The sequence below is a fragment of the Paraburkholderia edwinii genome (genome assembly GCF_019428685.1).
Lineage (GTDB): Bacteria > Pseudomonadota > Gammaproteobacteria > Burkholderiales > Burkholderiaceae > Paraburkholderia > Paraburkholderia edwinii.
In genome coordinates, this window is the sequence record NZ_CP080095.1 from 2730842 (window position 1) to 2755045 (window position 24204).

Genomic DNA, 24204 nt, shown 5'->3' on the forward strand with positions numbered 1-24204 from the left:
GCTTTCTATCCTTCGTAGCCGTCCAGGTCTGATTCGACGGCCGAGGCTAGAATCATCCGGTTCCCGTTGAATGGCGACTTGCGATGAATCGGCATCGGTTTGAAGACAAAATCGCGCGGTTGAATGTGAAGCCCTGTGACCGCGCACTGCGAATAGCGGCAAGCCCGCCCGATACGCCAGGTTTGCTCGCCATAGACGCCCGATCGTGAATCGCTCCAGCGCACCGCGATGGTCGTGGTGCTCAGCCTGCCCAGAATGACCGCCTTCAGATTCGTTGGATCCACATGGAGTGTGTCAGTCTCGTCGAGCAGTGCGCCGCACGCGCGGACCTTGGCCCAGTTCCGGTGGATTCGCGCATGGATGTCCTCGGCAGTTGGCGATGGTCGAACAACAAGGTCCACGAGCGCGCGTGCGATGAACTCGTCTTTTCCAGTCTGGCGCATATCTACCTCCAGGCAATTCCTCGTTTATAATTATTCTGTTATACGAATAAATCTGAATTCATGATCTTCACCGTTCAAGGAACGGAAGTTGAGCATCTCCGTTTGCGACACTAGCAAATACCAAAGCGACATTACCTTTCCGATAGATCCGTGCGTATTGTGTAGCGGGTAGCCGGGCAACATTAATGTCACATTGCACCGGTAGGCGGCATCAGCGACGACCTGCCATCCATTACGCCATAGTCACGCAGCTTAGACAACTAAACCAAGGTATTCATTTCAATCCAGGGATATCGTCTTTTTAAACGGAATTTCACGGCGTGTTTCCGTAATATCGGTATCGTGGTTCCACATTGCTAATTCGTATATCCAGTTATACGAAGTTAAGACGTGTACCCGTCTAAGGATTCGTTATGGTGGAGGAGAGGTTCCCACAACATATCGAATGGCCAGATCGCGGACACCGGACGCTGTGCATGCCGTCGTCGACATGCACGTATCGCCGATTGCACCCGGTAGCGCGCATTGAACCACCACGAATATATGCAACGTGCGCGATCGTGGAAAGAGCAAACAAAAGTCAATACGAACGTATAGCCTGGGTCGACTAAAGATGCCGTAGTATTGAGCTAGCGTCGCACGCATCATTCTGAAATCAGTCGTTAGCGAGACCGATCGAACGCGATTAACGAAGCCGATCCTGGCATCGGGGTTCGATGCGGATTCCCGTTTTCCGTTCTCGACAGCACAAGATGATCGTAGTCATAGACGACGACCCGTCTGTTCGCGAGGCCGTCGAAAACCTCATCGCTTCGCGGGACTTTCCAGTGAGCAGCTATAGCTCGGCGGAGCAATTCGTCGCGTCAGGTGATTTTGATTCGGTTAGCTGTGTGGTCACGGATATCCAGATGCCGGGAATGAGCGGTATGCAATTGCAGCATTACCTGCGTGCGATTCACTGTTCCGCGCCGGTGATTCTGATGACGGCCTATTTCGACGAAAGCGCGCAGCGCGAAGCGATGACCAACGGTGCGGCGGCGTATCTGGTCAAGCCTTTCAGCAGCGCTGATCTGATCAGGGAAGTCGAAAGGGCACTCGCGTCGCGCGAATCGCCGTGATTTTTTGTCGAATCACTTACTTTTTTCGTGCGGCTTTACCCTGGCGTTGCGAACAGATTGGCCCGCCTGGCGACCTGCGACGGTCAGTCGGATGCGCACGGCACCGCGAACTGGAATGAGGTGCCCTGTTCGGGACTCGAGTAGACGACCAGTTTGCCGCCGTGCGCCTGGACGATCGAGCGGGATATCGACAGTCCCATGCCCATGCCGTGTTTCTTCGTCGAATACATTGCTTCGAAAACGCGCCCCGTCAGATCCGCGCTAAACCCGACCCCGTTGTCGTGCACCGTGACTTGCACCGCTTCTTTTCCGAGCATGGCTGTCGACACTTGCAACCGTCGTGGCCCGTCCTTGCCCGCCATCGCTTCGATCGCGTTGCGCATCAGATTGAGCATCACCTGCTGAAGTTGCACGCGGTCGCCCAGTGCCGGCAGGGTTGCCGCCAGTTCGAGCCTCAGGCTGATCATATTGCGCTCGATGTCGCTGCGCAGCATCATCGCGACTTCGCGTATCGCGTCGTCAATGTGCACCGCGGTCTTGGCGAAGCCGGTTTTCCACGATAGCGCGCGCAAACCCGCGACCACTTTCGAGACGCGCTCCGCGTCGCGCGTCGTACGCGTCGCGGCCTGCCGGGCCTGCTCGAGATCCGGTCTTGATCGCACGAGCCAGCGCAGACAGGTTTCAGCGTTCGTCATGACCGCCGTCAGCGGTTGATTGATCTCGTGGATGATCGACATCGCCAGTTCGCCCATTGCCGCAAAGCGCAGCGAGCGGGCCTGATCAGCCTGCGCGGTCTCGAGGGCCTCGGCCGCGAGCCGTCTTTCCGTCACGTCCCTGACGATGCCCACATATTCCAGGCCGCCTTCGGGATCGAGATTGGGATGTCCTTCCGCGCATAGATAGCGGATGTCGCCGTCGTGAATGGCGATCCGGTATTCGAACTTGAATACGCTGCATTGCGCCACTGCATCCGCTAAAGCCTGTTCGAACAGGGGCCGGTCGTCCTCGTATACGCGTTCGATAAACGCCCGATACGACAGATTGCTCTCATCCGGCAGATCGTAGATGCGGAAAAGCTCTTTCGAGGCGGTCATGCGTTGCGTTCGCACATTCCATCGCCAACTGCCGGTGCGGCTGATTCTCTGCCCCTCCGCCAGGGCGAATTCGGTCGCGAGCAGGTTGCGCTCGGCCGTTTGCATCGCGTTTTCCGCCTGGACTGCGCGCGCTTCCAGACGGACATTGCGCAGCGCAAAGTCCGTCTGTGCGGCGAGCAGAAGGATGAACGCCCGCGCGGTCGTCGTCAGCTCGAGTTTCTCGCTGGCTTCACCGATCAACAACAGGTCGCCGCCGATTTCACTCGCATCGAGCGGTACCCAGTGAATATCAGCCGCCGCCGCGGCAGGTTGCGCACCGCCGGCGCGATCGGCTGCATGGTCAAACGGCGTGCGCGCGAAATCGAGCGCGAGACCGGATAACGCGGATGCGACGTGCCTGTCGTCATGAGGCGCGTTACAGATATGCATCATGACATCGTCGCCGATAAGATCGGCGCGGCAACGAATCACGGGTTTGCCGGGCACTCGCGCAACGACAAGCGCACGACGCGCATCGCAAAATGAAAGGACACCCCGCATGAAAATTTCGAGTATTTCCCGCGAATCGGACTTGCCACGAATTTTCGTGGACCAGTCGACTAGCGTCGAAAGCCCGGTCACGTATCGAACTGCAGCTTCGCTCATTGACGACATAGATTCCGATATTTCGTTGAGATGCCAGATCCCTGCGGGTCGACGAGCAGTGCCCCGAAGACGCTGACGACGGCGACGGTCGGGACGCTCCCGATGGCTTCGGCGTCAAGCTTCTCGCACGCGGCCGGTATCAGATGTTCCGGGTCGCATCAGCAGTTCGGCCGCAACGGACGTCACTGCCCCGTCGTCCACCTCGTCGCTCTACCAGCATTCAAGGTCGCCTGGCGTTGAAACGCAATGTGGAACAGGTATCCGGCGGATATACGAACGTATCGAATACTGGGAGGATGAAGAACACCCAAGAGGTGCAGGTGAGCCGGCTAGTGTGCGTTAGGGTCGTTCGGTATCCATATATTCAGAAGGATCCATGCCGTAGACTTTCCTGAATGCACGCAGGAAACTGCTGCGGCTCGCATAGCCGACGTTCCGCGCAATCTGATCGATCGAAAGTTCGTAGTTCGACGCAAGCATCGTCGCCGCCTGTCGCATCCGCAATTGCCGCAATACCGCGATCGGCGATTCGCCGATCAGGTCGGCAAAGCGCAGCATGAATGACGACCGGCTGAGGCCGGACAGTTGCGCTAGTGTGTGGATCGAATGCGGCGCGCCGGGCCGGTTGACCATCTCCGAGAACGCGCGTGCGATCTGAGGATCGCTTAGAATCGAGAAGCGCTCGCCCAGTTCACTCGTCGAGGTGAGTGAACGGCGCAGCAGCATGACAAGCACCTGCTTGAGCAAGGTCGTCGTCATCGCGCTGACGCCTACCTGCTGCTCCGCCAGTTCGTCGATCACGGACTTCAGCTTTTGATCGAGCCGGTCTTCGACGTCGAAATGCTCGACGATCGGCGACGTCAGCCCCGAAAACAACTCAATCGTGGTGCCGTAGGTCGCCTGAAAATAGCCGCACACGAGCGTCACTTCAGGTTTCTCCGTGCCGGCCACATAACGCACCAGTGTGTTGCTTTGTTCCGAGGCGTCCAGATCGACCATTCTTAGTAACGGCACACGCCCTTGGGGATCGGAAGCGGTAATGCGAAACGGACGGTCAGCCGGCACGATGATCAGCATGTGCGGCGACAGACGGATCGGCGCATTTTCACCGACCACGAGTTCGCCGGTGCCGTCCAGGTTGTAATGCAGGCCGGGCATTTTCGATGCGGTAAACGACAGACTCCAGCCCGGACTCACGTGACATTCGGCGAGGTCGACAAATTTCACATCCAGCCGCATCAGCAGGTTGTCGAGGTCGGTCGTCGAGATTCGGGAGAGTCGCGTCATTGCCACGTCCTGCATTTTCTCCACCCACCGGTCGCCGCAAAGTGGTTTGACCCGGGTTTCCTTGAGGAAGCCCAAAGCCCACGCGGCATCGCTCTGGTCGATTGCATCATTCCTGATTCATCCATTTTTGCATAAACAGCCACAAGAAGGGCGCACTGTCCAAGGGTACTCTCGCTGTCACGCGGCTTGTCGGCGCGACATTCTAATCAGCCCTGTCATTCATTTGCCATGGTTAAAGAAAACATCATTCAAAAATGGACGAATAGCGACTCACTCCGGATTCTTTGCTTCTCAGTGCCCTATAGACTTGCTATTCATCCGTACCCCCTCCGCATAAGTGCGCGCGCATGGCTTAAGCACGGAGCGCGGTGGTATCCAGCACATCATTACACAGGAGCCAAGCGTGGCAGCATATGCAATTGGACCGGGCGCTCAAGCTGCTTCCACGGTCTTCGTTGTCGACGACGACGATTCGGTGCGGGAAGCTCTTCAAGGATTACTGACATCCGTGGGCCTTCGTTCGAAGGCTTTTGCAACCGCCCAGGCATTCCTCGAATACGACGAGGCCGACGTCGGTGCAACCGCGAGCTGCCTGGTGGTCGATATCCGTATGCCCGGGATCGGCGGTCTTGATCTGCAAAGCCGTCTCGTGCAAAGAAGGCGCGTTCCGCCGATCATTTTCATGTCGGCGTTCGGCGACGTCGCCATGACGGTTCAGGCGATGAAAGCCGGCGCGCGAGATTTCCTGCCCAAGCCGTTTCGCGATCAGGACATGCTCGATGCGGTCTGTTCAGCCCTGAAATACGACGAACAGATGCGAGCGTTGGAGAAATCGCGCGAAAGCCTGGAGGAACGGTATCGCTCTTTGTCCGATCGCGAGCGTGCGCTCCTGCAAATGTTGGGCGACGGGCTGATGAACAAGCAGATTGCATCGAGGCTTTGCTTAAGCGAAATCACCGTCAAAGTCGGGCGCCGTCAATTGATGCAGAAGATGAGGGCTCGCAATTTTGTGCAACTGATCAAGATGGAAAGTCTGATAAGGGGCCTGGACAACCAGAAGGTACGCGCATCATACGAGGGCGGCGCGAACGAAGTGGCCTATCGGCTGGAATCGGCTATCGCACGCGTCTTGCACGAGTAACCCTACGTACCCGCTAAACATCCCTAACCGCCGCCGTGCGCTTTAACGCGAGCGGGTGCGACCTCCTTGCGTCGGGCCGCATGCTCATTGTTCGCTCAAGAAGCGCGCTTGCCGGACCGCCGTGGTGACTTCCTCCTGTCACTGTCGCGACGAAACACGCGAACGGCTCTCGATGTTCCCTCTTGCTTACCTTCTGAGCGACGCGATCGCGCCCAGCGCGTTTTGCGTGATACGCGAGCCAATCTGAATTGGCCGGGCCAAACGCTAGTCGCTGTGCATTTTGAACCTTCGATGGTACAAATAGAAGAACCAAGATTGCTCAATTTTGTGTATATCAAGAATATGGACTCCCAACTGCGAATTCAACTCGACCGGACGGCGAAGCTGCCGCTGTCAGAACAGATTCGGCTGAGTATTGCCAAGGCAATCGAATCGGGCGTGCTGGCGCCGGGTGCCCGACTGCCTTCGTGGCAGGATCTGGCCGCGCAGCTTGGTGTGGCGCGCGGCACAGTTCAAGTGGCCTATGAACGGTTATCCGACTGCCAGATGGTCGAAACATTTGGCGCAAGGGGCACGCGCGTGGCGCCGCGGCTCCGCGCCCCGGCGGTTCAAGCGGAAGCGCCGCCGGTCGGGGCCTTCATGCGAGATTATCTGGCGATGATCGGTGGGCCGGCGATCTTTCAGCTTGGCGTCCCGGCCCTGGAAGGCCTGCCGGAGAAGCTTTTTGTACGCGCGCGCTCCTCCAATCTGCTGAAGACGGGGTATTTCTCGTCACTGGTCCATCCCGATCCGCGAGGGGAGTTCGAGCTGCGCCGGGAGATTGCGGGGTATCTCTCCATCGCCAGAAACCTCCACTGCGTTCCAGAGCAGGTGTTTATCACTTCGGGATATAGCGCCGGCTTGGGCCTTGCGTTGCAAGTACTGGGTCTGGACGGTAAGAAGGTCTGGATGGAAGAGCCCGGTTTCATTGTGACCCGCAAGGGGCTAGAGCTTGCCCGTTTGAACGTCGTACCGGTGCCGGTGGATGCGGAAGGCCTTAACGTCAGCTATGGTATCGAGCACGCGGCGGACGCGGCGCTCGCCGTCCTGACGCCTGGCCAGCAAGCGCCTTTGGGTTCGACCATGTCCTTGAGACGCCGGCTTCAGTTGCTCGAATGGGCGATCTCGAACGACGCGTGGATCATCGAAGACGACTACCTCGGCGAGCTTCAGCTGGAGGGTCCGGCAGCGCCCGCGCTGGCGTCATTGGGTGGGGCCGAACGGGTCATCCACATCGGCACTTTCAGCAAGACGGTCAGTCCCGGGCTGCGGCTTGGATTTGTCGTGGCGCCCATCGGACTGACCGCGCAATTTTCCAACGTAGCGGCTGCGTTTGCGCCGGCGCCTTCGCCCGTCATTCAACTCGCCACGGCTCAATTCATGCACGATGGCCACTACATCCGGCGCGTTCGCCGGCTCAAGCGTCTATATTCGGCACAACGTGACGCGCTATGCGAGCAGTTGCGAATGCGCAATAGGGAGTGGGTGAGCGCGGGGCTGGCGATCCTTCTCAGGCTCCCCGACGGCGCGCCCGACGTGCAGATCGTTCGCGAATTGAGGACTTTTGGCATGTCACCATCGCCTTTGTCCTCATGGTTTACGATGCCGTCCTGGTCCTTGCCGGGCCTTTTGCTCGGCGTCGCGACGGCGCCTGAACCGCAAGTCGCTGCATCGTGTCGTCGGCTATTCGAGATTATCGACCGCTACTGCTAACGCGCCGCCGGAGGCGCTCATCGATGGCAATGGAGGAAGCATGGGTATGGGAAGCAAGCAAAGGCAGGGGATGTCCTGTGAACGGCTGGAGCGGATAGACCGTTTCATCAACGACGAGTACATCGCCACGGGCAAGCTGCCGGGCGCCGTGACTCAGGTCTGGCGGCATGGCGAACTCGTGTTGAACTCGATCCTCGGTCTTGCCGACCGCGAACGGCAACGGCCGCTAGCCGAAGACTCGATTTTCCGTATCTACTCGATGACCAAGCCCATCACGTCGGTGGCGGTGATGATGCTGGTCGAGGAATGCAAGATTGCACTTGACGATCCCGTCAGCAAATACATTCCCGCATGGAACGAACTGGGTGTGTACGCCGGCGGTTTCTTGGAGGGCTTCCGCACGCATGCGCCCGCGCGCCCGATGCTCGTGGTGGACCTGCTGCGCCATACTTCGGGCTTGACCTATGGCTTTCACCAGAATACGAACGTGGACGCCGCTTATCGCAAGCTGAAGGTCGGCGAGCTTTCGAACGAAGACACGCTCGAAGACATGATCGCGAAGCTGGCGACCGTGCCGCTCGAATTTTCACCGGGCGACGCGTGGAACTATTCTGCTTCGACGGACGTGCTCGGCTATATCGTCGGCAAGGTCGGCGCGATGCCGTTCGAGGTCTTTCTGCAAAAGCGGATCTTCGAACCCCTGGGCATGGTCGATACCGCTTTCTACGTGCCCGACGAGAAGCACTCCCGCTTGTGCGCCTGCTACGCCGTCGGCGCGCTCGGCTCGAAGGTCGTAGCCGGGCAAGCACCGGCACTGCAGGACGATCCCCAGACCAGCCGGTATCTGAAGCCGCCCACTTTCATCTCCGGCGGCGGCGGCCTCGTATCGACAGCCGCCGACTACATGCGGTTCGCGCGCATGCTGCTTCAGGGTGGCGAACTGGATGGCGCGCGCCTGCTGGGCCCGAAGACGGTGGCGCTGATGACCGCCAATCATCTGCCGGGCGGTGTCGATCTGCCTCGTCTGGCGCGCTCGGCGTTTAGCGAGACCAACTACGATGGCGTCGGCTTCGGACTGGGCTTTGCCACCACCATTGCGCCGGCGGCGACGCTGATCCCCGGCAGTGCCGGCGATTTTTTCTGGGGCGGCGCGGCAGGGACATTCTTCTGGGTCGATCCGCAAGAGGACCTGATCGCGCTGTTCCTCACCCAGCTCCTGCCGTCGAGCGCGCTCCCGGTGCGTCGTCAGTTGCGTACGCAAGTCTATAGCGCGATCACCGGGGCGTGAGTCAGTGGTCGGGCGGCACCGCCGCCGCGATCGCGCACTACAGCACCAGCTCAAACGATTTCACCAGGGCGCCCGGCAATTGCAGTCCACCGGTCGCGCGCTGTCCCCAGGTGGAATCGGAGAGCATCATGTCCGATTGCGCGCCGAGCGCTTCGAGCCTCTCGCCGAACAGGCCATATAAGCTGTCGTCGAAGCGCATCGCGTCGACAGGGGCGACAATCTCTCCGCCTTCCACCCAGAACGTAGCAAAGCGCGTCATGCCGGTCAGCCGGCAATTCATACGGTCGGAAAAGTTCACGTACCACAGGTTGCCGATATAGAGCCCGGTATCGAGCCGCGCGAGCACGTCGTCCTGCGCGAGATCACCGCTCGCCATGGCAAGCGAGGTCGGCATTTCCTGCGCTAACGCGCCGTTGGGTTCGAGCCCATACTCGCGTGCCGAGCGCGCGCTCGTGAGCTGACCGACGCCGCGCCCCGCGCTAATCAGCGGCACGCTCGCGCGCAGATAGCCGTCGTCGTTGAAGGCCGGCGAAATGCCGAGCTCGAGCGATTCCGCGAGGGACACGCGTTCGTCGAACCTCGCCGCACCGGTATGCAGTTTATAGAGCGGACTTGTCGAGGAGGCCTGGGCGCGCGCCGAGAAGCCGTCCCATGCCGTCGACTTCAGCAGTTCCGCGAGCGCCGAGGGCGCGAGCCAGGCGCGATAGCCACCGGGCTTCAGTACGCGCGGTGCACGTAATAGAACCGGTAGACGCCCGGCGGCCTCGCGCACCTTGCCGGCAAATACGGCGTCGTCCCACGCGTCGCCGGCGTAGGTTGTCTTGATCGCCATTCCGTTGGGCTGATGGAAGGAGCCGCTGAAATTGAAGTTCTTCACCTCGTACCAGCCGCGGCTGCCGGTGGTCGAGGCGAAGCCGCGCGAGACCATGCCGCCGGCGTAGAACCCGACAAAATCGAGCCCGCGCGTCGAGTGCGCGACGAGTTCGACGAGCGCCTCCGGATCCGGCAATCTGCCATCGCGGCGCGTGCTGCGCGTCCACGCGCCGGCGTCGAACAGCAGGTGCGGGTCGTCAGACGCGTCTAGCAGGCTTTCGCGCAGTACGCTGAGCGCCTCGGAGACGTCGCTCATGTCGGCATGCGCGTCGCCGCCCAGATCGAAGGTGGAGTAGGCCTGGCGCGAACCGTGGATAAGCCGCAGCGTGATACGCGCCTGTTCGACCCAGCCGCTCTGACGCACTTTGCCCGCGTTGAAGCGGATGAAATCGGACTGCTCGCCTGAGAACGCGCTCAACACTGTTTCGCCGGGGCGGCACATGCGCTCGATTGCGTCGGCAAGCATGCTGAAGCGCGCGTGCTGGTCGAACCGTTCCTCGCCATGCGTCAAAAGCGTGTTGGTCATCATGCGCCTCCAAACACTTCGACGTCGGCAAACACGCAGGCAGGCGAGGCATGGCCCACGCGGATCACCTGGCCGGGTTCGCCCTTGCCGCACATCGGCGTTCCGTAGACTTCCCGCGTGGACGCATCGCCGACCGCTGCGAGGCTGCGCCAGAAGCTCGCGGAAATACCGCGGTAGCCCGGTCGCTTGACGACCTGCGTGAGCTTGCCGTGTTCAATCAACTGGCCGAACTCGCAGCCGAACTGAAACTTGTTGCGATGGTCGTCGATCGACCACGACGCGTTTGTCCTCATCAGGATGCCGTGCTCGATGCCTGCGATCAACGAGTCGAGCGACTGGTCGCCCGGTTCGATGTTGAGGTTCGCCATGCGGTCGATAGGCGGCCGGTTCCAGCTCGACGCGCGCGAGTTCGCCACACCGGGAACACCGACGCGCTGCTGCGAGAGCGAGCCGCCCAGCGCGCGCTCGAGTACGCCCGCACGGATCAGGTATTGTTTGCGGGCCGCGCTGCCGTCGTCGTCGAATGCGTAGGCGGCGGCTTCTTCGCGAAGCTCCGGATCGAACGTGACGTTCAGCAGCGCGGAGCCGTACTGATAGTGGCCGAACATCTCAGGCTTCACAAAGCTGCACCCCGCGAAGTTGCGCTCGTCGCCGAGAATCCGGTCGAGTTCGAGCGGATGGCCGATCGATTCGTGGATTTGCAGCGCCATCTGATCCGGCATCAGCAGCACGTCGCGTCGCCCGGTCGGACAGTTGGGCGCGGCGAGGAGCCGCAGCGCGTCGTGGGCGATGCGCGCGCCTGCGCCGTCGAAACCATAGCGAGACAGAACTTCGATGCCACCCTGCGCGAGCGCGCCGGAATGCCCGTTGAGCGTGCGCTCCTGTGAGTCGATATCGTCGTGCGCGACGGCTGAAAGACTCGGCATCAGAAAACGGAACTGCTGTTCGATGCGCACGCCGTCGCTGGTCAGGTAAAGGTGATCGCTTTGCGTGACCTGCATGCCGGCGACACGCTCGACCATGCGCGCATCGACGTTGGCGCCCGCGCATTCGTGTGCGAGACGCTCGACCCATTCGCGTCGCGACGGCAACGCCTCGCGTGCGTTCGGCGCGACATAGCTGCCGCTTTGCGCAGGCCGCGTGATCGCACGATGGTCGATCAGCGCGTGCGCGGCGCACGCATGCGCCCGCGCGGTGGCGATCTCAAGTGCGCGCTGCACGCCGCTTGCCGACAGATCGGCCGTGGCGGCATAGCCGGCGCCCGCTCCGGCCCAGGCGGTGACTATCGCGCCGCGCTCGCGCACATGGCGCAAGGGCAGCGGCACATCGTTGCGTACGGTATGGTGGTCCGTGCGTTCGTCCACGAAACGCACCGACCAGAAATCGGCCGTGGTGCGTAACCCGCGCGTGGCCAGGGTCCAACGCTCTTCGGTCATGCAATGTGCTCCTTGAGTGCGGTCGAACGCCGCGATAGCGAGACGGCAAGCGACGACTGCGTATAGGGAAGGTCGGGCGCGTGAACGCCACTCCATGCGTAAGAACAGCCGACCCCGCGTAGCGCTTCCACGAGCCGTTGAATGAGAAACCCGCGCTCAGGAACGGCGCAGGCGCATACACCAGTCAAAGCAGTCATTCTTGGTACTTTATTCAACTGACATAACGTGCCCACAATAGGCCGATAGGGCTGGATATCGGCGAGCTCGTTCACGTCATACTGCACCTCCGAGGAGTCCGCGCATTCGATGCTTTGCACGTGAGAATGTGCCATGAAGATCGACGTGATCCAGCCTTGCTTTTCTACGAAGACATTTCATTAACGGAGACAACCCATTCAACTGTTACTGGAAGGTTTTGATGAGCCAATATCGTTCCTGTTTGCCCCTGCTGGATTCCGACCGCTTATTTCTCGCATCGGGCGGGCTTGAAACGTCGCTGGTCTTTCATGAAGGCATTGACCTGCCGCACTTCGCGTCGTTCACGCTTCTGAAGGACGATGCGGGCGTCGCACTGCTCGAACAGCACTTCGATCGCTTCTGCAGCCTCGCACGCTATCGGGAAACCGGTGCGATGCTGGACACGCCGACATGGCGTGCGAATCGCGATTGGGGGCAAAAGCTCGGCTACTCGGAAAGCGCGTTGGAAGACGTTAACCGTCGCGCGGTCGATCTGCTAGTCAGGCAACGCGCAAAGTGGCAGACGCCGCAGACGCCGGTCGTCATCTTCGGTAGTCTGGGGCCTCGTGGCGACGGGTATCAGGCCGATACGCACATGAGTGTCGATGAAGCACGCGACTACCATCGGACCCAGATCGAAACGTTCGCGGCAACCGAGGCCGATCTGGTCGGCGGCAATACCTTGACCTATATCGACGAAGCGATCGGTATGGCGCTGGCGGCCCGCGCATGCGCAATGCCGATATTCCTTTCTTTCACCGTGGAAACCGATGGCCGCTTACCGTCGGGGGAGACGCTGCGAGAGGCAATCGAGCGCGCCGATGCGGAAACCGACAGCTATGCATCATTCTTCATGATCAATTGCGCGCACCCAACCCATTTCAAGTCGACCTTGCAATCGGGCGGCGACTGGGTTCAGCGCATTCGCGGCGTGCGTGCGAACGCATCGCGCCGCAGTCACGCCGAACTCGATCAAGCCCTCAAGCTCGATGACGGCGACCCGGTCGAGCTCGGCGAACAATATAAGGAGCTCAAAGGGCTTTTCCTGCGGCGCATGTCGATTGTGGGCGGTTGCTGCGGAACGGATGTGCGTCACGCCGAGCAGATGTGTCGCGCCATTCAACGCATGGAAGGCGCCTGAAGCAGGGTGGTAAAGCAATCGGCCGTGTCAGCAGTTCTGCGCGATGCTGACACGGGTGAACACGGCGTTGCCGCCGCGCCTGTGGTCGGTGTCGCCGCGTGTTGGTTTCGCGGCGTCATCGACTATAAATCGCGCTCCGACAATAGACGTCCACCTTCACGCAATACATCGTCATGCTGGCAGAAGCTAAGACGTATCATGCCCGTGTCGGCGCCGTCGCTATAGAAATGCGATAACGGAATCGTGCCGACACGTTTTCGCCGCAGCAGATCAAGCACAAAGTCGCGATCGCTTTTATCCGAAACGGCGCGGAAATCGGCCAGCAGGAAAAATCCGCTAGGGCAGGGCTTAACCTTTAGCGCGGAACCGCTAAGCGAATCGACGAGAAGGTCGCGCTTCTTCTGATAGAAATCGGCCAGATGCAGATAGTTGTTCTCGTCCTCGACCGACGCGGCAAGCGCCATCTGGAAGGGCGCGGGGGCCGCGTAGACGAGATACTGATGAACCATCCTGATCTCTTTCATGATCTCGGCGGGCGCCACGCAGTATCCGACGCGCCAGCCTGTCACATGGAAGGTTTTGCCCAGCGAAAAAACGATCACGCTGCGCTCGGCCAGTTCAGGATAGCGCGCCATGCTCAGATGCGTTTTTCCATCGTAGACCATGTGCTCGTACACTTCATCGGACAGGATAACGATGTTGGTGCCGCGCGTAATCGCGATCAGCCGGTCGATGTCGTTCTGGTCGAGCACGCCGCCGAGCGGATTGTGAGGCGTGTTGACGATGATCATGCGCGTACGGGGCGTGATTGCCGCCTGAACCTGATCCCAGTCTATTTTCATCGTGCCAAGCGGGATCCTGATGGGAACCGGCGTGGCGCCTTGCAGCCGGATCGTAGGCTCGTAGCACTCGAACGCGGGATCGAAATAGAGCACTTCATCACCGGCGTGGACCAGCGCTGTGATCGCGGCATAGACGGCCTCGAGGCCGCCTGCGGTCACGGTGATTTCGGTGTTCGGGTCGTACTGCGCGCCATAGAGCTTTGCGGTTTTTCTCGCCAACGCCTCGCGTAGCGGCAGCACGCCGGGCATCGGCCCGTACTGGTTAAAACCTTCCCGTACCGCCTGAAACGCAGATTCGACGAGGTGCGGGTCGGGCGTGAAACTCGGTGCGCCTTGCCAGAGGTTGATCGCCTTGTATTCGGCGGCGAGTTGACCGACCACGGAAAAAATGGAAATGCCGCCATTGAGCTTGGATTTCAATACGAGTGAGCTTTGCATCGTTGAGACCGGATAAATTTTCTGAAAAGATGGCCGATTGAATCGGCTAACTGAAGGGCTGCAACGGTGAGCGGAAGCGTCCGCCGGAGCAGTCGTCAATGGTGACCGTTATGGGTAACCGTTACCTGCTTCCGGTATTGGCTTCGGTTATTTGCGGTTGGGTTCGTTCGCGAGAGGTCGCGTCAGCAGCCCGCGGGCTGCCGTTGCTTCGTCGATGGGCGCGGCAATCGAGGCCTCTTCGTCGAGCATCGCCTGTGCTTTGGGGAAGTACTGCGCCAGCCGGCCTTCCTGCCGGCCGTCCTGTTCCCATAGATACACCGCACGTATGCGAAGCGCTGCTTCGCTGGATTTTTCGTCGATCATCGTGACATTCCTCATTCAATAGTGCGAAAGGCGACGCTCAAGTCAATCGAAAGGTAAAAACAGACGCGTTTATTCCTTAACACTTGAGGAACGCCACTATTTCATTCGCGAATGAGAAAGAGCGCGAACGGCCAACATCGCTCGGCGCACCGCTTCCTGAATTGAAAGCATTGCACCGGTGCTGTTGCACGCCGTGCTCGTGGCGGTCACGCGGTGGTTGTGCGGTGTCGTCACGGATCGGCGCGATTGCGCTTTTGAACGCGGAGACCTCGGACTTCTGCGGCGAAACGTCGCGCGCGACTATCCGTTGGATTGATCCGTTTCGGTGATGAGCCGCGTAGTGCGCCGGTAGGTGAGGTAGGCCCAAATCCAGTCGACGGCAACCGCCGTTCTGTTTCGTGCGCCCGCGAGGAACATGATGTGTGCCGCGCCCCATAGCCACCATGCGAGACCACCCGATAGCCTGAAACGGCCGATCTCCACCACCGCCGATTGCCGGCCAATCGTCGCGAGGTTGCCGAAATGGCGATACTGGAATGCCGGCGGTGGCGGGAGTGCAGAAAGATGCGCGTCGATCACGCGCGCCACGTATTTGCCCTGCTGCTTGGCCGCGGGCGCAAGTCCGGGAACTGGCGTGCCACGCCATCCCGCGCTCGATGCCGTGTCGCCAATTGCATAGATCCTTTCATGCGAGGGCACAGAAAGGTCGTCGCTTACCTTGACTCTGCCGGAGCCGTCTTCCGGCTGGCCAAGCCACTTCGCCGCGGGCGACGCCGCGACACCGGCCGCCCACAGGACCGTGCGCGATGCGATCTGATATGCCCCGACGTCGACGCCTGCTTCGTCCACGCCGAGCACTCTCGTGTCGAGGCGCACATCGACACCGAGACTACGCAGCGAACGCTCGGCGATGGCCGACAGTGATTCGTGAAACGCAGGCAGCACGCGTGGCCCCGCATGCAGCAGAATCACACGCGACGTGGACGGATCGATCAGGTGATATTCCTGATCCATGCCATGCCGCGCGAGTTCGGCGATTGCGCCGGCCAGCTCGATTCCGGTCGGTCCACCGCCGACGATTACGAAAGTCAGCCACGCGGCACGCGCGGTTTCGTCCGTTGTGCTTTCAGCCGCTTCGAATGCTTTCAGAAGACGGCTTCTGATCGACGTGGCATCTTCCACGGTCTTGAGTCCGGGCGCGTAGGGCGCCCAGGCGTCCTTGCCGAAATAGCTATGGCGTGCGCCGGTGGCGAGCACCAGATAGTCGTACCTTTCGCGATTCTCGCCGACCATGACTTCGCGCGCAGCGGTATCGATGCCGCTCACTTTGCCCAGCCGGATTCGCACGTTGCGTTGCCCCCTGAAGAGGCTGCGGATCGGCGTTGCGATCTCGGTTGCCGATAGTGCGGCCGTGGCGGTCTGATAGAGCAGCGGCTGGAACAGGTGGTAGTTGCGCTGGTCGATAAGCGTGATGTCGCAACGCGAATTACGCAAGCCATAAACCGTCGATACTCCGGCAAAGCCACCGCCCACGACTACGACGCGCGGACGGTGGCTGCCCCCCGGATCTTGCGCATCGATGTCGCGAATCATCCATTTCGCCAGCAGTCCGTCGATCGACAGCATGCCCGCGCCACCGGATACGAGGCCGAGCAGCAGGAGCAGAACGGCGAGCCGCTCGTCGAGTGCCATCGCGATGCCCGCGAGCGGGATCAGCGCCGCGCAGATCGCCGCGGCAAGGCGCGTCGCGCAACCGAGCGCCAGCGCGCCTGCGAGAACGATCGCAAGCCACGCGGGGACGTCGAACGGCATCGTGAACGACGCCGGCGTCGGCATGCTGACTGTAGAGATCGTATGGCTGAAGGGAAGGACGAAGGCAACCGCAAGGCCGATGCGCGCAGCGAACCGTAGCACCGGCGTCCCATAGAGGCTTAGCGCCCCATAGCCTGCCTTGAACATCCGCAGAGGCGCGAGGGGCGCGAAGGGCGCTCCACGGCCCAGCAGCGCATCGATCGAGAACGTGCCCGGACCCGCGACGACAAGCCAGATCAGCAACGGCGACACGATGCTTTGCGCAGTCCCCATGACCACGGTCGATGCGCCCGCCAGCAAGGCAATCGCAAGGGGGCGCGTCAGAAGTCCAAGCGAAAGCAATAAGGGCACCGCGCCGCGTATGGCTACATCGATGCTCGAAGGGACGGGGAGCGCACCGTGCAAGAGTCCATGCGATTCGCTCTGAATCATGCCCATGATCTGATGGACGAATACCACCTGACCGATCCAGAGGCGAGTCGCGAGCAGGAACCACGGTGTGCCGAGACGCTGGATGGTTCCGCCTGCTTGCAACAGGCGTGCACGAAGCTTTCGAAGCATACGATCCCTCCGCAGATGGGCGAGCAGGTACGCGTGTCAGCCGCACGACATCGCCACGAACAGGTCGATGCGTCGCGTGAGGACAACATGCGCGCGCCGCCAGCCGTGACCCGTGCTGCAACGGGTACGGCCGCCGATAGTAACCAGAAGTCGCTGTGAGTGCAGCGAGGTAGCGCGGAGAACTGTCGTATCCGCACTCCCACGCCATGTGAATGAGTCGGGCGAGCCGCCAGAAAAAAATGCTCACTGAGATAAGCGCTGCGCATTTGCTCGATCTCAGCGCGACACGACATACGCCATAGGCGCGGCCCCGGCCAGACCATCACGTTCGCGTCGCAAATCTTCCTTGGAAGTATCGCGTTTATATACCAATGGAACTTGACCGGTATTCCGAGATTGAATCTAATCAAGTTATCTTAACGATGGCTACTGACCGTGAGCGCAATGCATAGTCGCATTTGGCAAAGACGGATGCTTTACCAGTGGCTGCATGTTCAAGACGATGAATCACCTCATGACAATCAGAACCATTAGCAGTGCGGATAACAGTTCTGACCGGTGGGTCATGTTGAATGACACGGTCGGCTTCCTTCCGGTCGGCACTCGAGTACCTGAATCCATCCATTTATAAATCAGGCCGGTGACCTGTAGAAGGTACGCTGGCAAGAACCGCCGCTCCAAGCCGGACCAGGTGCTCGATGCTGCATTGGCTTCGTGAAGCGGCTGGAGAGACTCGTATGAATATCCTGCACATCGATTGCAGTCCGCGACCGGAGTCACACAGTCGACAGTTGTCGGCGGCGATCGTCGCAAAGCTACTCACAATCCTCCCTGAGGCGCAGGTCAGCCGCCGGGATCTCGGATATGAACCGATACCCCATGCCGACGCCGCCTATGCCGACGCGCTCGCGACGCCCGCGTCGCTGGCCGCGGCAGGGCGGACTGCCGACTCGGTGCTTCTGGCGGAGCAACTCATCGAGGAGGTCGAGCGTGCCGATGTCGTTGTCATCGGTACGCCGATGAACAACTTCACGGTCCCGTCTGTTCTGAAGGCTTGGATCGATCAGATTCTGCGTGTCGGCCGCACGATGAAATCGACGCCAGCCGGCAAGGTCGGATTGCTTGAGGACCGTCCAGTATTCGTCGGGATTGCTTCGGGTGGCGTATTCGCCGGCGATCGGGCCAATCAGCCGGATTTCCTCACTACCTATCTGACGGCCGTACTTGCGTGCATCGGCTTCAATACGGTCCATTACCTCCCTATGCAAGCGACCGCCTTTATCGATGAGGCTCGTGCAGCCGAAGTTCGCCGCTCGCTCATCGCTACGATCGAACCGGCGATGGCCAGCCTTGCGCGGAGCGTCGATTGAATACTCGTCAAACGGGTGACGTCTGGCGAAGCCGGGGAAAGCGCCTGCGTCACCGGAAGCATTCCACCCATCAGGAAAAGAGGAAAGCGATATGAAACAGTCCCCCCAGGTCGGCGACAGAATCACCGACAAATCGGCGCCGCCCGATGAGCGCGCTGTGCGCAACTGGATCGGGCCGGACGCGTACGAGCATTGGGCCGGGTTGCAGAGTTGGATCGCGGCGTCGTACCCCGGTGTTTTCGCGCCAGATTGGCTCTACGGCGGCAAGAATCGCGGGTGGTCGCTGCGTTACAGGAAGATCAGGGCGCTTTGCACGCTGCTGCCGGCATACCGGCTATTGTCAGTTATGGTGGTGCTGGGGCAAGCAGAGCGAGAGAAGTTCGAGGGGCGGCGTTATTCGTGGAGCCCACAGCTAGTCAAACTCTACGATGATGCCCGAGCCTACCCAGACGGGAAATGGCTGACTATTGCGGTCTCATCCGCGGATGTCAAGGATGAGGTGATCGAGCTTATGGCCATGAAGCGCCCACCGCTATCACAAGCTTGAATGGCGCCAAAGCCCTAAAAGCGGATTCGGAATCAGCTGTTCACCAATTCGGTTTCATTAAATCGCCAAGGTCATGGGCAGCGGAGCAGGCTCCAAGGCAGGGCGCGCGATTATCGAGGCAAGAAAATACAGAAGCATAGAGTCTTATACCAAAGCGCCTATCCCCTGTCGTCGAAACATATTGCGTACGAGGGTCGATTCATGATTTGCTAGGCGATCGGGAAACTGCCAGAAGGCAGACGCTCACGCAAGAATCTCTGATTGCATCATGGGTCACCTTAAGACTGACATTGCACTGGGCCTAACGCTATTTATTCTGGACTTTATCGCGTGGCGTGTGCTGGGGAACCGATTCGAGCGCACGCGTCTGCTGGCCCGATTCGCCGCATTTTTCACGCTTACCGCGGTGTTGATGAACTCGGAGCTGAACCCGCTCGAGCCCGCACCTCAAGGTACGCGGCCCGTTCATTTCTTTGCCCAGTTAGTTGAGCTGCTCTGGTGGCTTCACCTTGCCATCGTCGCATCGGCGACGCTGGCGAGCCGGGCTTTGCCACGCGCATGGATACGCGACCAGCTGATCCGCGACATCATTCGGGCGGTGATTTTCGTTGGGGCGGCCGTGGCGGCATTCGCGCACGTGCTTGAGCTGCCTGTGCGAGGCCTGCTCGCCACGTCGGGCGCTGTGGCGGTCGTGCTCGGCCTCGCGGTACAGAGTACGTTGAGCGACGTGTTTTCAGGCGTCGTGCTGAATGCCACCGAGCCTTTCGGGGTGGGCGATTGGGTATTCATCGGCGAGATTGAGGGGGAGGTTGTCGAGAGCAATTGGCGAGCGACGACACTGATGAATCCGCACGGCAATATCGTGGTGATTCCAAATAGCGTGGCGGCAAAGGCGAGCATCGTGAATCAGAGCCGCCCGGCGCGGATACACGGTGTGTCGCTGCTGCTCGAGATTGCACCTCAGGAACATGCGGGAAAGATCGTCGAAGCGCTGAGGCATACGACAATCGGCGCGACCTGCATTCTCGAGCATCCGGAGCCGCGCGTGAAAGCACTCCGGGCGACACCTCATTCGATCCAGTACGAACTGGTCGCCTTCGTTGACGATCTTTCAACCCGGAATCACGCGCGCAATGTGCTTTTCGATCTCGCACAGCGGCATCTCGAAGCGGCGGGTATCAGGCTGCGTCCGCTGGTCGGCGAGGTAACGCTCGCAAGCGAGGCTGACTTTCCGGTGCGACTGTTGCGTCGGGTGGAGATGCTCGATGCACTCGGCGATGCGAAACTTGCGGAACTCGCGCAAAGCCTCGAGGCCCGTGAATTTCAGGCGGGCCAGATCATTCTTGATTGCGCCGGCGAATGTGTGGAGTTGCACCAGGCGCTGCAGATCGTGGCTAGGGGAGTGACCTCGGTTACCGCGACGCGGGCCGGAAAAGAAGTGGAGCTGCGCCGGATGTCGCCCGGAGACGCGATCGGGCAATCCGGCATTCTGGTCGGCGCGAAGATCGATGGGACGGTGCGAGCCTTGACGAGCGTCACGATGCTGTTGTTGAGCAAGGAGACCTTGACGCCGATTCTCCAGCAACATCCCGAGATAGCGAGACGAATGTGCGGCGCGCTGGCGAGACAGATGGAAATCGACGAATCGATTTTCGGCAGGCAGACGGTGATGCCGGGACCAACGGGGGACTTCACCGACTGGCTGCTGGAAAGATTGCAGCTATTGCATGAGTTCATTATTCGGGAGCGGTGAAATCGGCTGCCGGCCACTTAATCATCTATGGGATCCTGACTAACCTGCTGTCGAACCACGTTACGGCGAGTCGTGGAGTGATGCTCTCAAGTACGCGCCGCCGCCAATGACAAAATAAAGATTCAAGGCAATCCCATAACAGCAATGGGCCGCAAGGGAACCGTGGGCCGACGCTTATGCGCGTGCTAGCATTATTTTTATCGATCCTGTCATGTACTTTTGAACTAGCAATGAATCCCGAGACGCTCTCAACGATCCCACCCAGCACGCTCGTGATCGCCTCGCGTGAAAGCCGCCTCGCGATGTGGCAGGCCGAGCATGTGCAGTGCGCGCTGCAGAAGTTATATCCATCCTGCGACGTCAAAATTCTCGGGCTCACTACACGCGGCGATCAGATTCTCGATCGCACGCTCTCGAAGGTCGGCGGCAAGGGGCTGTTCGTCAAGGAGCTCGAAAACGCGCTGGCCGACGGCCACGCCGATCTCGCCGTTCACTCGCTTAAAGATGTGCCGATGGAATTGCCGCCGGGCTTCGCATTGAGCACGATTCTCGAACGCGAGGACGCGCGCGACGCATTCGTATCGAACGACTACCATGCGCTGTCGGCGCTGCCGCCGGGCAGTGCGGTCGGCACCTCGAGCCTGCGGCGCGAAGCGAACCTGCGTGCGCGCTTTCCCGAACTGATCGTCAAGCCGCTACGCGGCAATCTCGATACGCGTCTTGCGAAGCTCGACCGCGGCGACTATGCGGCGATCATTCTCGCGGCAGCGGGATTGAAGCGCCTTGGCCTCGCGAACCGCATCCGTGGGCTGCTCGATCCGCTCGACAGTCTGCCCGCGGCGGGTCAGGGCGCGCTCGGCATCGAGATTCGCGCTGAGCGCGCGAACCTCGCGGCGTGGCTTGCGCCGCTCCATCACGAACATACGGCGGCCGCGGTCGAAGCGGAGCGCATGGTGTCGCGTGCGCTGGGCGGCAGCTGCCAGGTGCCGCTCGCTGCGTATGCGACGTGGCATGACGGCACCTTGTATTTGCGCGCGCTCGTGGCGACGCCGGACGGCCAGCACGTGCTGCACGCGCACGGCTCGTCGGCGGCCGCGACCGTTGAGCGCGCGATCGAACTTGGCCGCAAAGTTGCGAGCGAACTCGAGAGCCAGGGCGCGCTCGAGATCGTGCGCGCGCTCAGCAGCGCCGATGATTCCGCGGTCGGAAAGTAATAACGCAGCCGGCCGAAACCGGTCAATGCGATGCTCCGTGGTTTTGTGGCGCAAACGCGTCGGTCGTCGTGGGATGCGACTGCGGCGGAGTCGAAGCTGCCGTTCGATGAGTCAATGCCTGCGCGTGATTTTCAGGCACCGGCAAGCTTGGGCTCGTGATCGGCATCTCACGAAGAAACACCACGGCCGATGCGACTACCGTGATGACGATGACACAACTGCGACCGTCAATCCACATTTTGCTTGCTCCATGCGTCTTGCCTTATGTCTCATGCCCCATGCCTGATGACAGGATTAGAGGTTGCATTGCGTCATTCGTCGAATGCGCGACGTGAACAAATATCCGCACACTCTGAGAACGCGTATGCCGCGCGCGCCGGCAATCCGTCGAGATAACGCGCAAGGGGAAGTTGGTCGCAACGCGTTTTCAGTCTCGTACTGAACACGACGCAACGCAATGTAGAACACGTATCGCCTCGGTGCATCTGGTATAGAAGCGTGACGTGCGGAAGCGCGTTTGCTCAGCCGGAAACGGTCGCCGCAAGCCCCAAACCCCAAACACCTCAGCCTTGGCTTGCCTCTTCAATGACTGAAGAAAGTATCATTGCGGTCGCGTTGGCGGGCCTTGGGAACGCGGGAGGCCGATAGACACTATCACCCTTTTTTATCTGGTGTCCGCTCATTGAGCAAAACCCGTCCCGCTTCGCAATCGAGAGACACCATAGCTGATATCCATAGTTACAGCGAGTGGGATCCTTCCACGACACCAGCGCTGAAGTGGGGTTAGGCCTGTCCAGCACCGTAACGTGTGCGCGCTTGTGATAGGAATCATCCTCGCCATCAGACATCCGCTTGAGCCACTTTCGGTTCATCGCTTCGCGCGTTTCCTTTTCGCTATGCGAAGAGGTGCGGAGCAGCGATTTAGCGATTTGCGACCAACGGGGAGTACCGTGCACTAGCGTTCCCTTGCACTTCACAGCTTTCCGTAGCTATGCAGGCCGGAAAGGAACATATTCACGCCGAGGAACGCGAACGTGGTGACCAGCAGGCCCGTGAGTGCCCACCATGCCGCCACCGCGCCGCGCAGGCCTTTCATCAGGCGCATATGCAGCCATGCGGCGTAATTGAGCCACACGATCAGCGCCCACGTCTCCTTCGGATCCCAGCTCCAGTAGCCGCCCCACGCTTCCGCGGCCCACAGCGCGCCGAGAATCGTCGCGACTGTGAAGAACGCGAAGCCGACTGCGATCGACTTGTACATCACGTCGTCGAGCACATCGAGCGTGGGCAGGCGGTCGGACAGCACGCCACGCTCCTTCATCAGATACGCGACGCCGACCATCGCCGACAGCGCAAAGCTGCCGTAACCGATAAAGTTCGCCGGCACGTGGATCTTCATCCACCAGCTCTGCAGCGCGGGCACGAGCGGCTGGATCTGCTGCGCATCGCGCGCGATCGAATACCACATGAGAAAGCCGACCGCCGCGCTGATCACGAGCAGCACGAACGCGCCGAGCGCGCGCGTGTTGTAGTGCGTTTCGTAATACAGGTAGAAGAGCGCCGTAATCAGGCTGAACAACACGAACACTTCATAGAGGTTCGAGATCGGAATATGGCCGACGTCCGCGCCGATCAGATACGACTCGTACCAGCGCACCATCAGGCCGGTGAAGCCCATCAGCACCGCGGCCCACGTCATTTTCGAGCCGATCGCGGCGCCCGTTGCGGAACGCGACAACAGGCCGATCCAGTAGAACAGCGTGGCGAACACGAAGAGCGCGCTCATCCACAGGATGGCGGACTGGCTCGACAGGAAATACTTGAGGAAGAACGCGTTATCGGCGCGCGACAGGTCGCCGTGATAGATCCCGATGGCCGACAGCGACAGCGCCGCGATGCCGATCATCAGCGGCCGTACGGGCTTCCACCGCCAGCCGAGCACGACGAACACCGGCACCGCGCACACGAGCACGAGTTTGTCGTAGTAGTTCATGAACGCGTGGTAGCGCGACAGCGCAAACCCCGCGCCGCCGGCGAGCACCAGTGCGAACAGCCAGTCGAATGGGGTAGAGCGCCTTAGTCGCGAATGTGCCGCGCGATGCAACCAGCTGCTTTGCGTCTGCGCGCGCGTAATCTGAGAGAGATGCGATGAGGAAGAAGGTTGGCTCATGATTTGACCTGTTTGGGTAAGTCATGCGATTGAATCGTTGGAAAAGGCATGCGGCGTCGGCGACCGCTGTCCGCCGCATCATGCATCTCAAACCTGTCTAAGCGGGCTTCATTGACCGTGCGCAAAACCGGCATTGCCGTTTCGCATCGTTCC

Annotated in this window: 20 protein-coding genes; 10 read left to right on the forward strand and 10 right to left on the reverse strand. The window is 60.4% G+C overall.

The features are described 5' to 3' along the window. Window positions 1-5: 5 nt before the first annotated feature. A complete protein-coding gene (locus KZJ38_RS12075) occupies window positions 6-443 on the reverse strand; it encodes a DUF3331 domain-containing protein (RefSeq protein WP_219796133.1) in 438 nt (145 codons plus the stop codon). Between the two features lie 752 nt (window positions 444-1195). On the opposite strand from KZJ38_RS12075, the gene KZJ38_RS12080 reads away from it, so the two are divergent. Next, window positions 1196-1561, forward strand: coding sequence for a response regulator transcription factor (locus KZJ38_RS12080; RefSeq protein ID WP_219796134.1), 366 nt, complete (start codon window positions 1196-1198; stop codon window positions 1559-1561). 83 nt (window positions 1562-1644) lie between these two features. On the opposite strand, the gene KZJ38_RS12085 is transcribed toward KZJ38_RS12080, so the two are convergent. After that, window positions 1645-3087: a sensor histidine kinase gene (locus KZJ38_RS12085; protein WP_219796135.1), complete on the reverse strand. Its 1443-nt coding sequence runs from the start codon at window positions 3085-3087 to the stop codon at window positions 1645-1647. Window positions 3088-3639: 552 nt separating this feature from the next. After that, the gene (locus KZJ38_RS12090) at window positions 3640-4587 is read right to left on the reverse strand and encodes an AraC family transcriptional regulator (RefSeq protein ID WP_219796136.1); all 948 of its coding nucleotides are present in this window, start codon (window positions 4585-4587) and stop codon (window positions 3640-3642) included. Between the two features lie 403 nt (window positions 4588-4990). On the opposite strand from KZJ38_RS12090, the gene KZJ38_RS12095 reads away from it, so the two are divergent. The 3 genes from KZJ38_RS12095 to KZJ38_RS12105 all read left to right on the forward strand — a co-directional run bounded on the left by KZJ38_RS12095 (window position 4991) and on the right by KZJ38_RS12105 (window position 8768). Continuing rightward, window positions 4991-5728, forward strand: coding sequence for a response regulator transcription factor (locus tag KZJ38_RS12095; protein ID WP_246641450.1), 738 nt, complete (start codon window positions 4991-4993; stop codon window positions 5726-5728). A gap of 342 nt (window positions 5729-6070) precedes the next feature. Further along, window positions 6071-7480, forward strand: coding sequence for an aminotransferase-like domain-containing protein (locus KZJ38_RS12100; RefSeq protein ID WP_219800282.1), 1410 nt, complete (start codon window positions 6071-6073; stop codon window positions 7478-7480). A gap of 46 nt (window positions 7481-7526) precedes the next feature. After that, window positions 7527-8768 (forward strand): serine hydrolase domain-containing protein, encoded by a 1242-nt coding sequence (locus KZJ38_RS12105; protein WP_425518245.1) that lies wholly within the window; start codon window positions 7527-7529, stop codon window positions 8766-8768. Between the two features lie 37 nt (window positions 8769-8805). Here the strand turns inward: KZJ38_RS12105 and KZJ38_RS12110 are convergent, their stop codons facing one another. Then, the gene (locus KZJ38_RS12110; RefSeq protein WP_425518246.1) at window positions 8806-10170 is read right to left on the reverse strand and encodes a TldD/PmbA family protein; all 1365 of its coding nucleotides are present in this window, start codon (window positions 10168-10170) and stop codon (window positions 8806-8808) included. After that, the gene (locus tag KZJ38_RS12115; RefSeq protein WP_219796138.1) at window positions 10167-11603 is read right to left on the reverse strand and encodes a TldD/PmbA family protein; all 1437 of its coding nucleotides are present in this window, start codon (window positions 11601-11603) and stop codon (window positions 10167-10169) included. Before KZJ38_RS12115 ends, KZJ38_RS12110 begins: the two co-directional genes overlap by 4 nt. Before the next feature lie 418 nt (window positions 11604-12021). Between KZJ38_RS12115 and KZJ38_RS12120 the strand changes: the two genes are divergently transcribed. Next, on the forward strand, window positions 12022-12981 hold the full coding sequence (locus KZJ38_RS12120; RefSeq protein WP_219796139.1) for a homocysteine S-methyltransferase family protein: 960 nt from the start codon (window positions 12022-12024) through the stop codon (window positions 12979-12981). Between the two features lie 122 nt (window positions 12982-13103). On the opposite strand, the gene KZJ38_RS12125 is transcribed toward KZJ38_RS12120, so the two are convergent. The 3 genes from KZJ38_RS12125 to KZJ38_RS12135 all read right to left on the reverse strand — a co-directional run bounded on the left by KZJ38_RS12125 (window position 13104) and on the right by KZJ38_RS12135 (window position 16997). Further along, entirely contained in the window at window positions 13104-14261 is a 1158-nt protein-coding gene (locus KZJ38_RS12125; RefSeq protein WP_219796140.1) for a methionine aminotransferase, read from the reverse strand. A gap of 147 nt (window positions 14262-14408) precedes the next feature. Next, entirely contained in the window at window positions 14409-14624 is a 216-nt protein-coding gene (locus KZJ38_RS12130; protein WP_219796141.1) for a DUF2934 domain-containing protein, read from the reverse strand. A gap of 300 nt (window positions 14625-14924) precedes the next feature. Beyond that, window positions 14925-16997, reverse strand: a complete 2073-nt coding sequence (locus tag KZJ38_RS12135; protein ID WP_219796142.1) for an NAD(P)/FAD-dependent oxidoreductase — start codon at window positions 16995-16997, stop codon at window positions 14925-14927. 33 nt (window positions 16998-17030) lie between these two features. Here KZJ38_RS12135 and KZJ38_RS36880 point away from each other — a divergent pair, with 33 nt between their 5' ends. The 5 genes from KZJ38_RS36880 (at window position 17031) to hemC (ending at window position 21881) form a co-directional block, all read left to right on the forward strand. Next, window positions 17031-17156, forward strand: a complete 126-nt coding sequence (locus KZJ38_RS36880) for a hypothetical protein (RefSeq protein WP_281425767.1) — start codon at window positions 17031-17033, stop codon at window positions 17154-17156. 578 nt (window positions 17157-17734) lie between these two features. Next, complete coding sequence (locus KZJ38_RS12140; RefSeq protein ID WP_219796143.1) at window positions 17735-18367, forward strand: FMN-dependent NADH-azoreductase; 633 nt, start codon at window positions 17735-17737, stop codon at window positions 18365-18367. 91 nt (window positions 18368-18458) lie between these two features. Further along, window positions 18459-18914, forward strand: coding sequence for a DUF3788 domain-containing protein (locus tag KZJ38_RS12145; RefSeq protein ID WP_219796144.1), 456 nt, complete (start codon window positions 18459-18461; stop codon window positions 18912-18914). 727 nt (window positions 18915-19641) lie between these two features. Continuing rightward, the gene (locus tag KZJ38_RS12150) at window positions 19642-20667 is read left to right on the forward strand and encodes a mechanosensitive ion channel domain-containing protein (RefSeq protein WP_343223857.1); all 1026 of its coding nucleotides are present in this window, start codon (window positions 19642-19644) and stop codon (window positions 20665-20667) included. A 230-nt stretch (window positions 20668-20897) separates the two neighbouring features. Beyond that, window positions 20898-21881, forward strand: a complete 984-nt coding sequence (hemC, locus tag KZJ38_RS12155) for a hydroxymethylbilane synthase (RefSeq protein ID WP_219796146.1) — start codon at window positions 20898-20900, stop codon at window positions 21879-21881. A 563-nt stretch (window positions 21882-22444) separates the two neighbouring features. Here the strand turns inward: hemC and KZJ38_RS37135 are convergent. Together KZJ38_RS37135 and ccsB are read right to left on the reverse strand one after the other, a co-directional pair. Continuing rightward, complete coding sequence (locus tag KZJ38_RS37135; protein ID WP_425518354.1) at window positions 22445-22753, reverse strand: DUF3331 domain-containing protein; 309 nt, start codon at window positions 22751-22753, stop codon at window positions 22445-22447. A gap of 101 nt (window positions 22754-22854) precedes the next feature. After that, the gene (gene ccsB, locus KZJ38_RS12165) at window positions 22855-24051 is read right to left on the reverse strand and encodes a c-type cytochrome biogenesis protein CcsB (protein WP_219796148.1); all 1197 of its coding nucleotides are present in this window, start codon (window positions 24049-24051) and stop codon (window positions 22855-22857) included. Window positions 24052-24204: the final 153 nt, after the last annotated feature.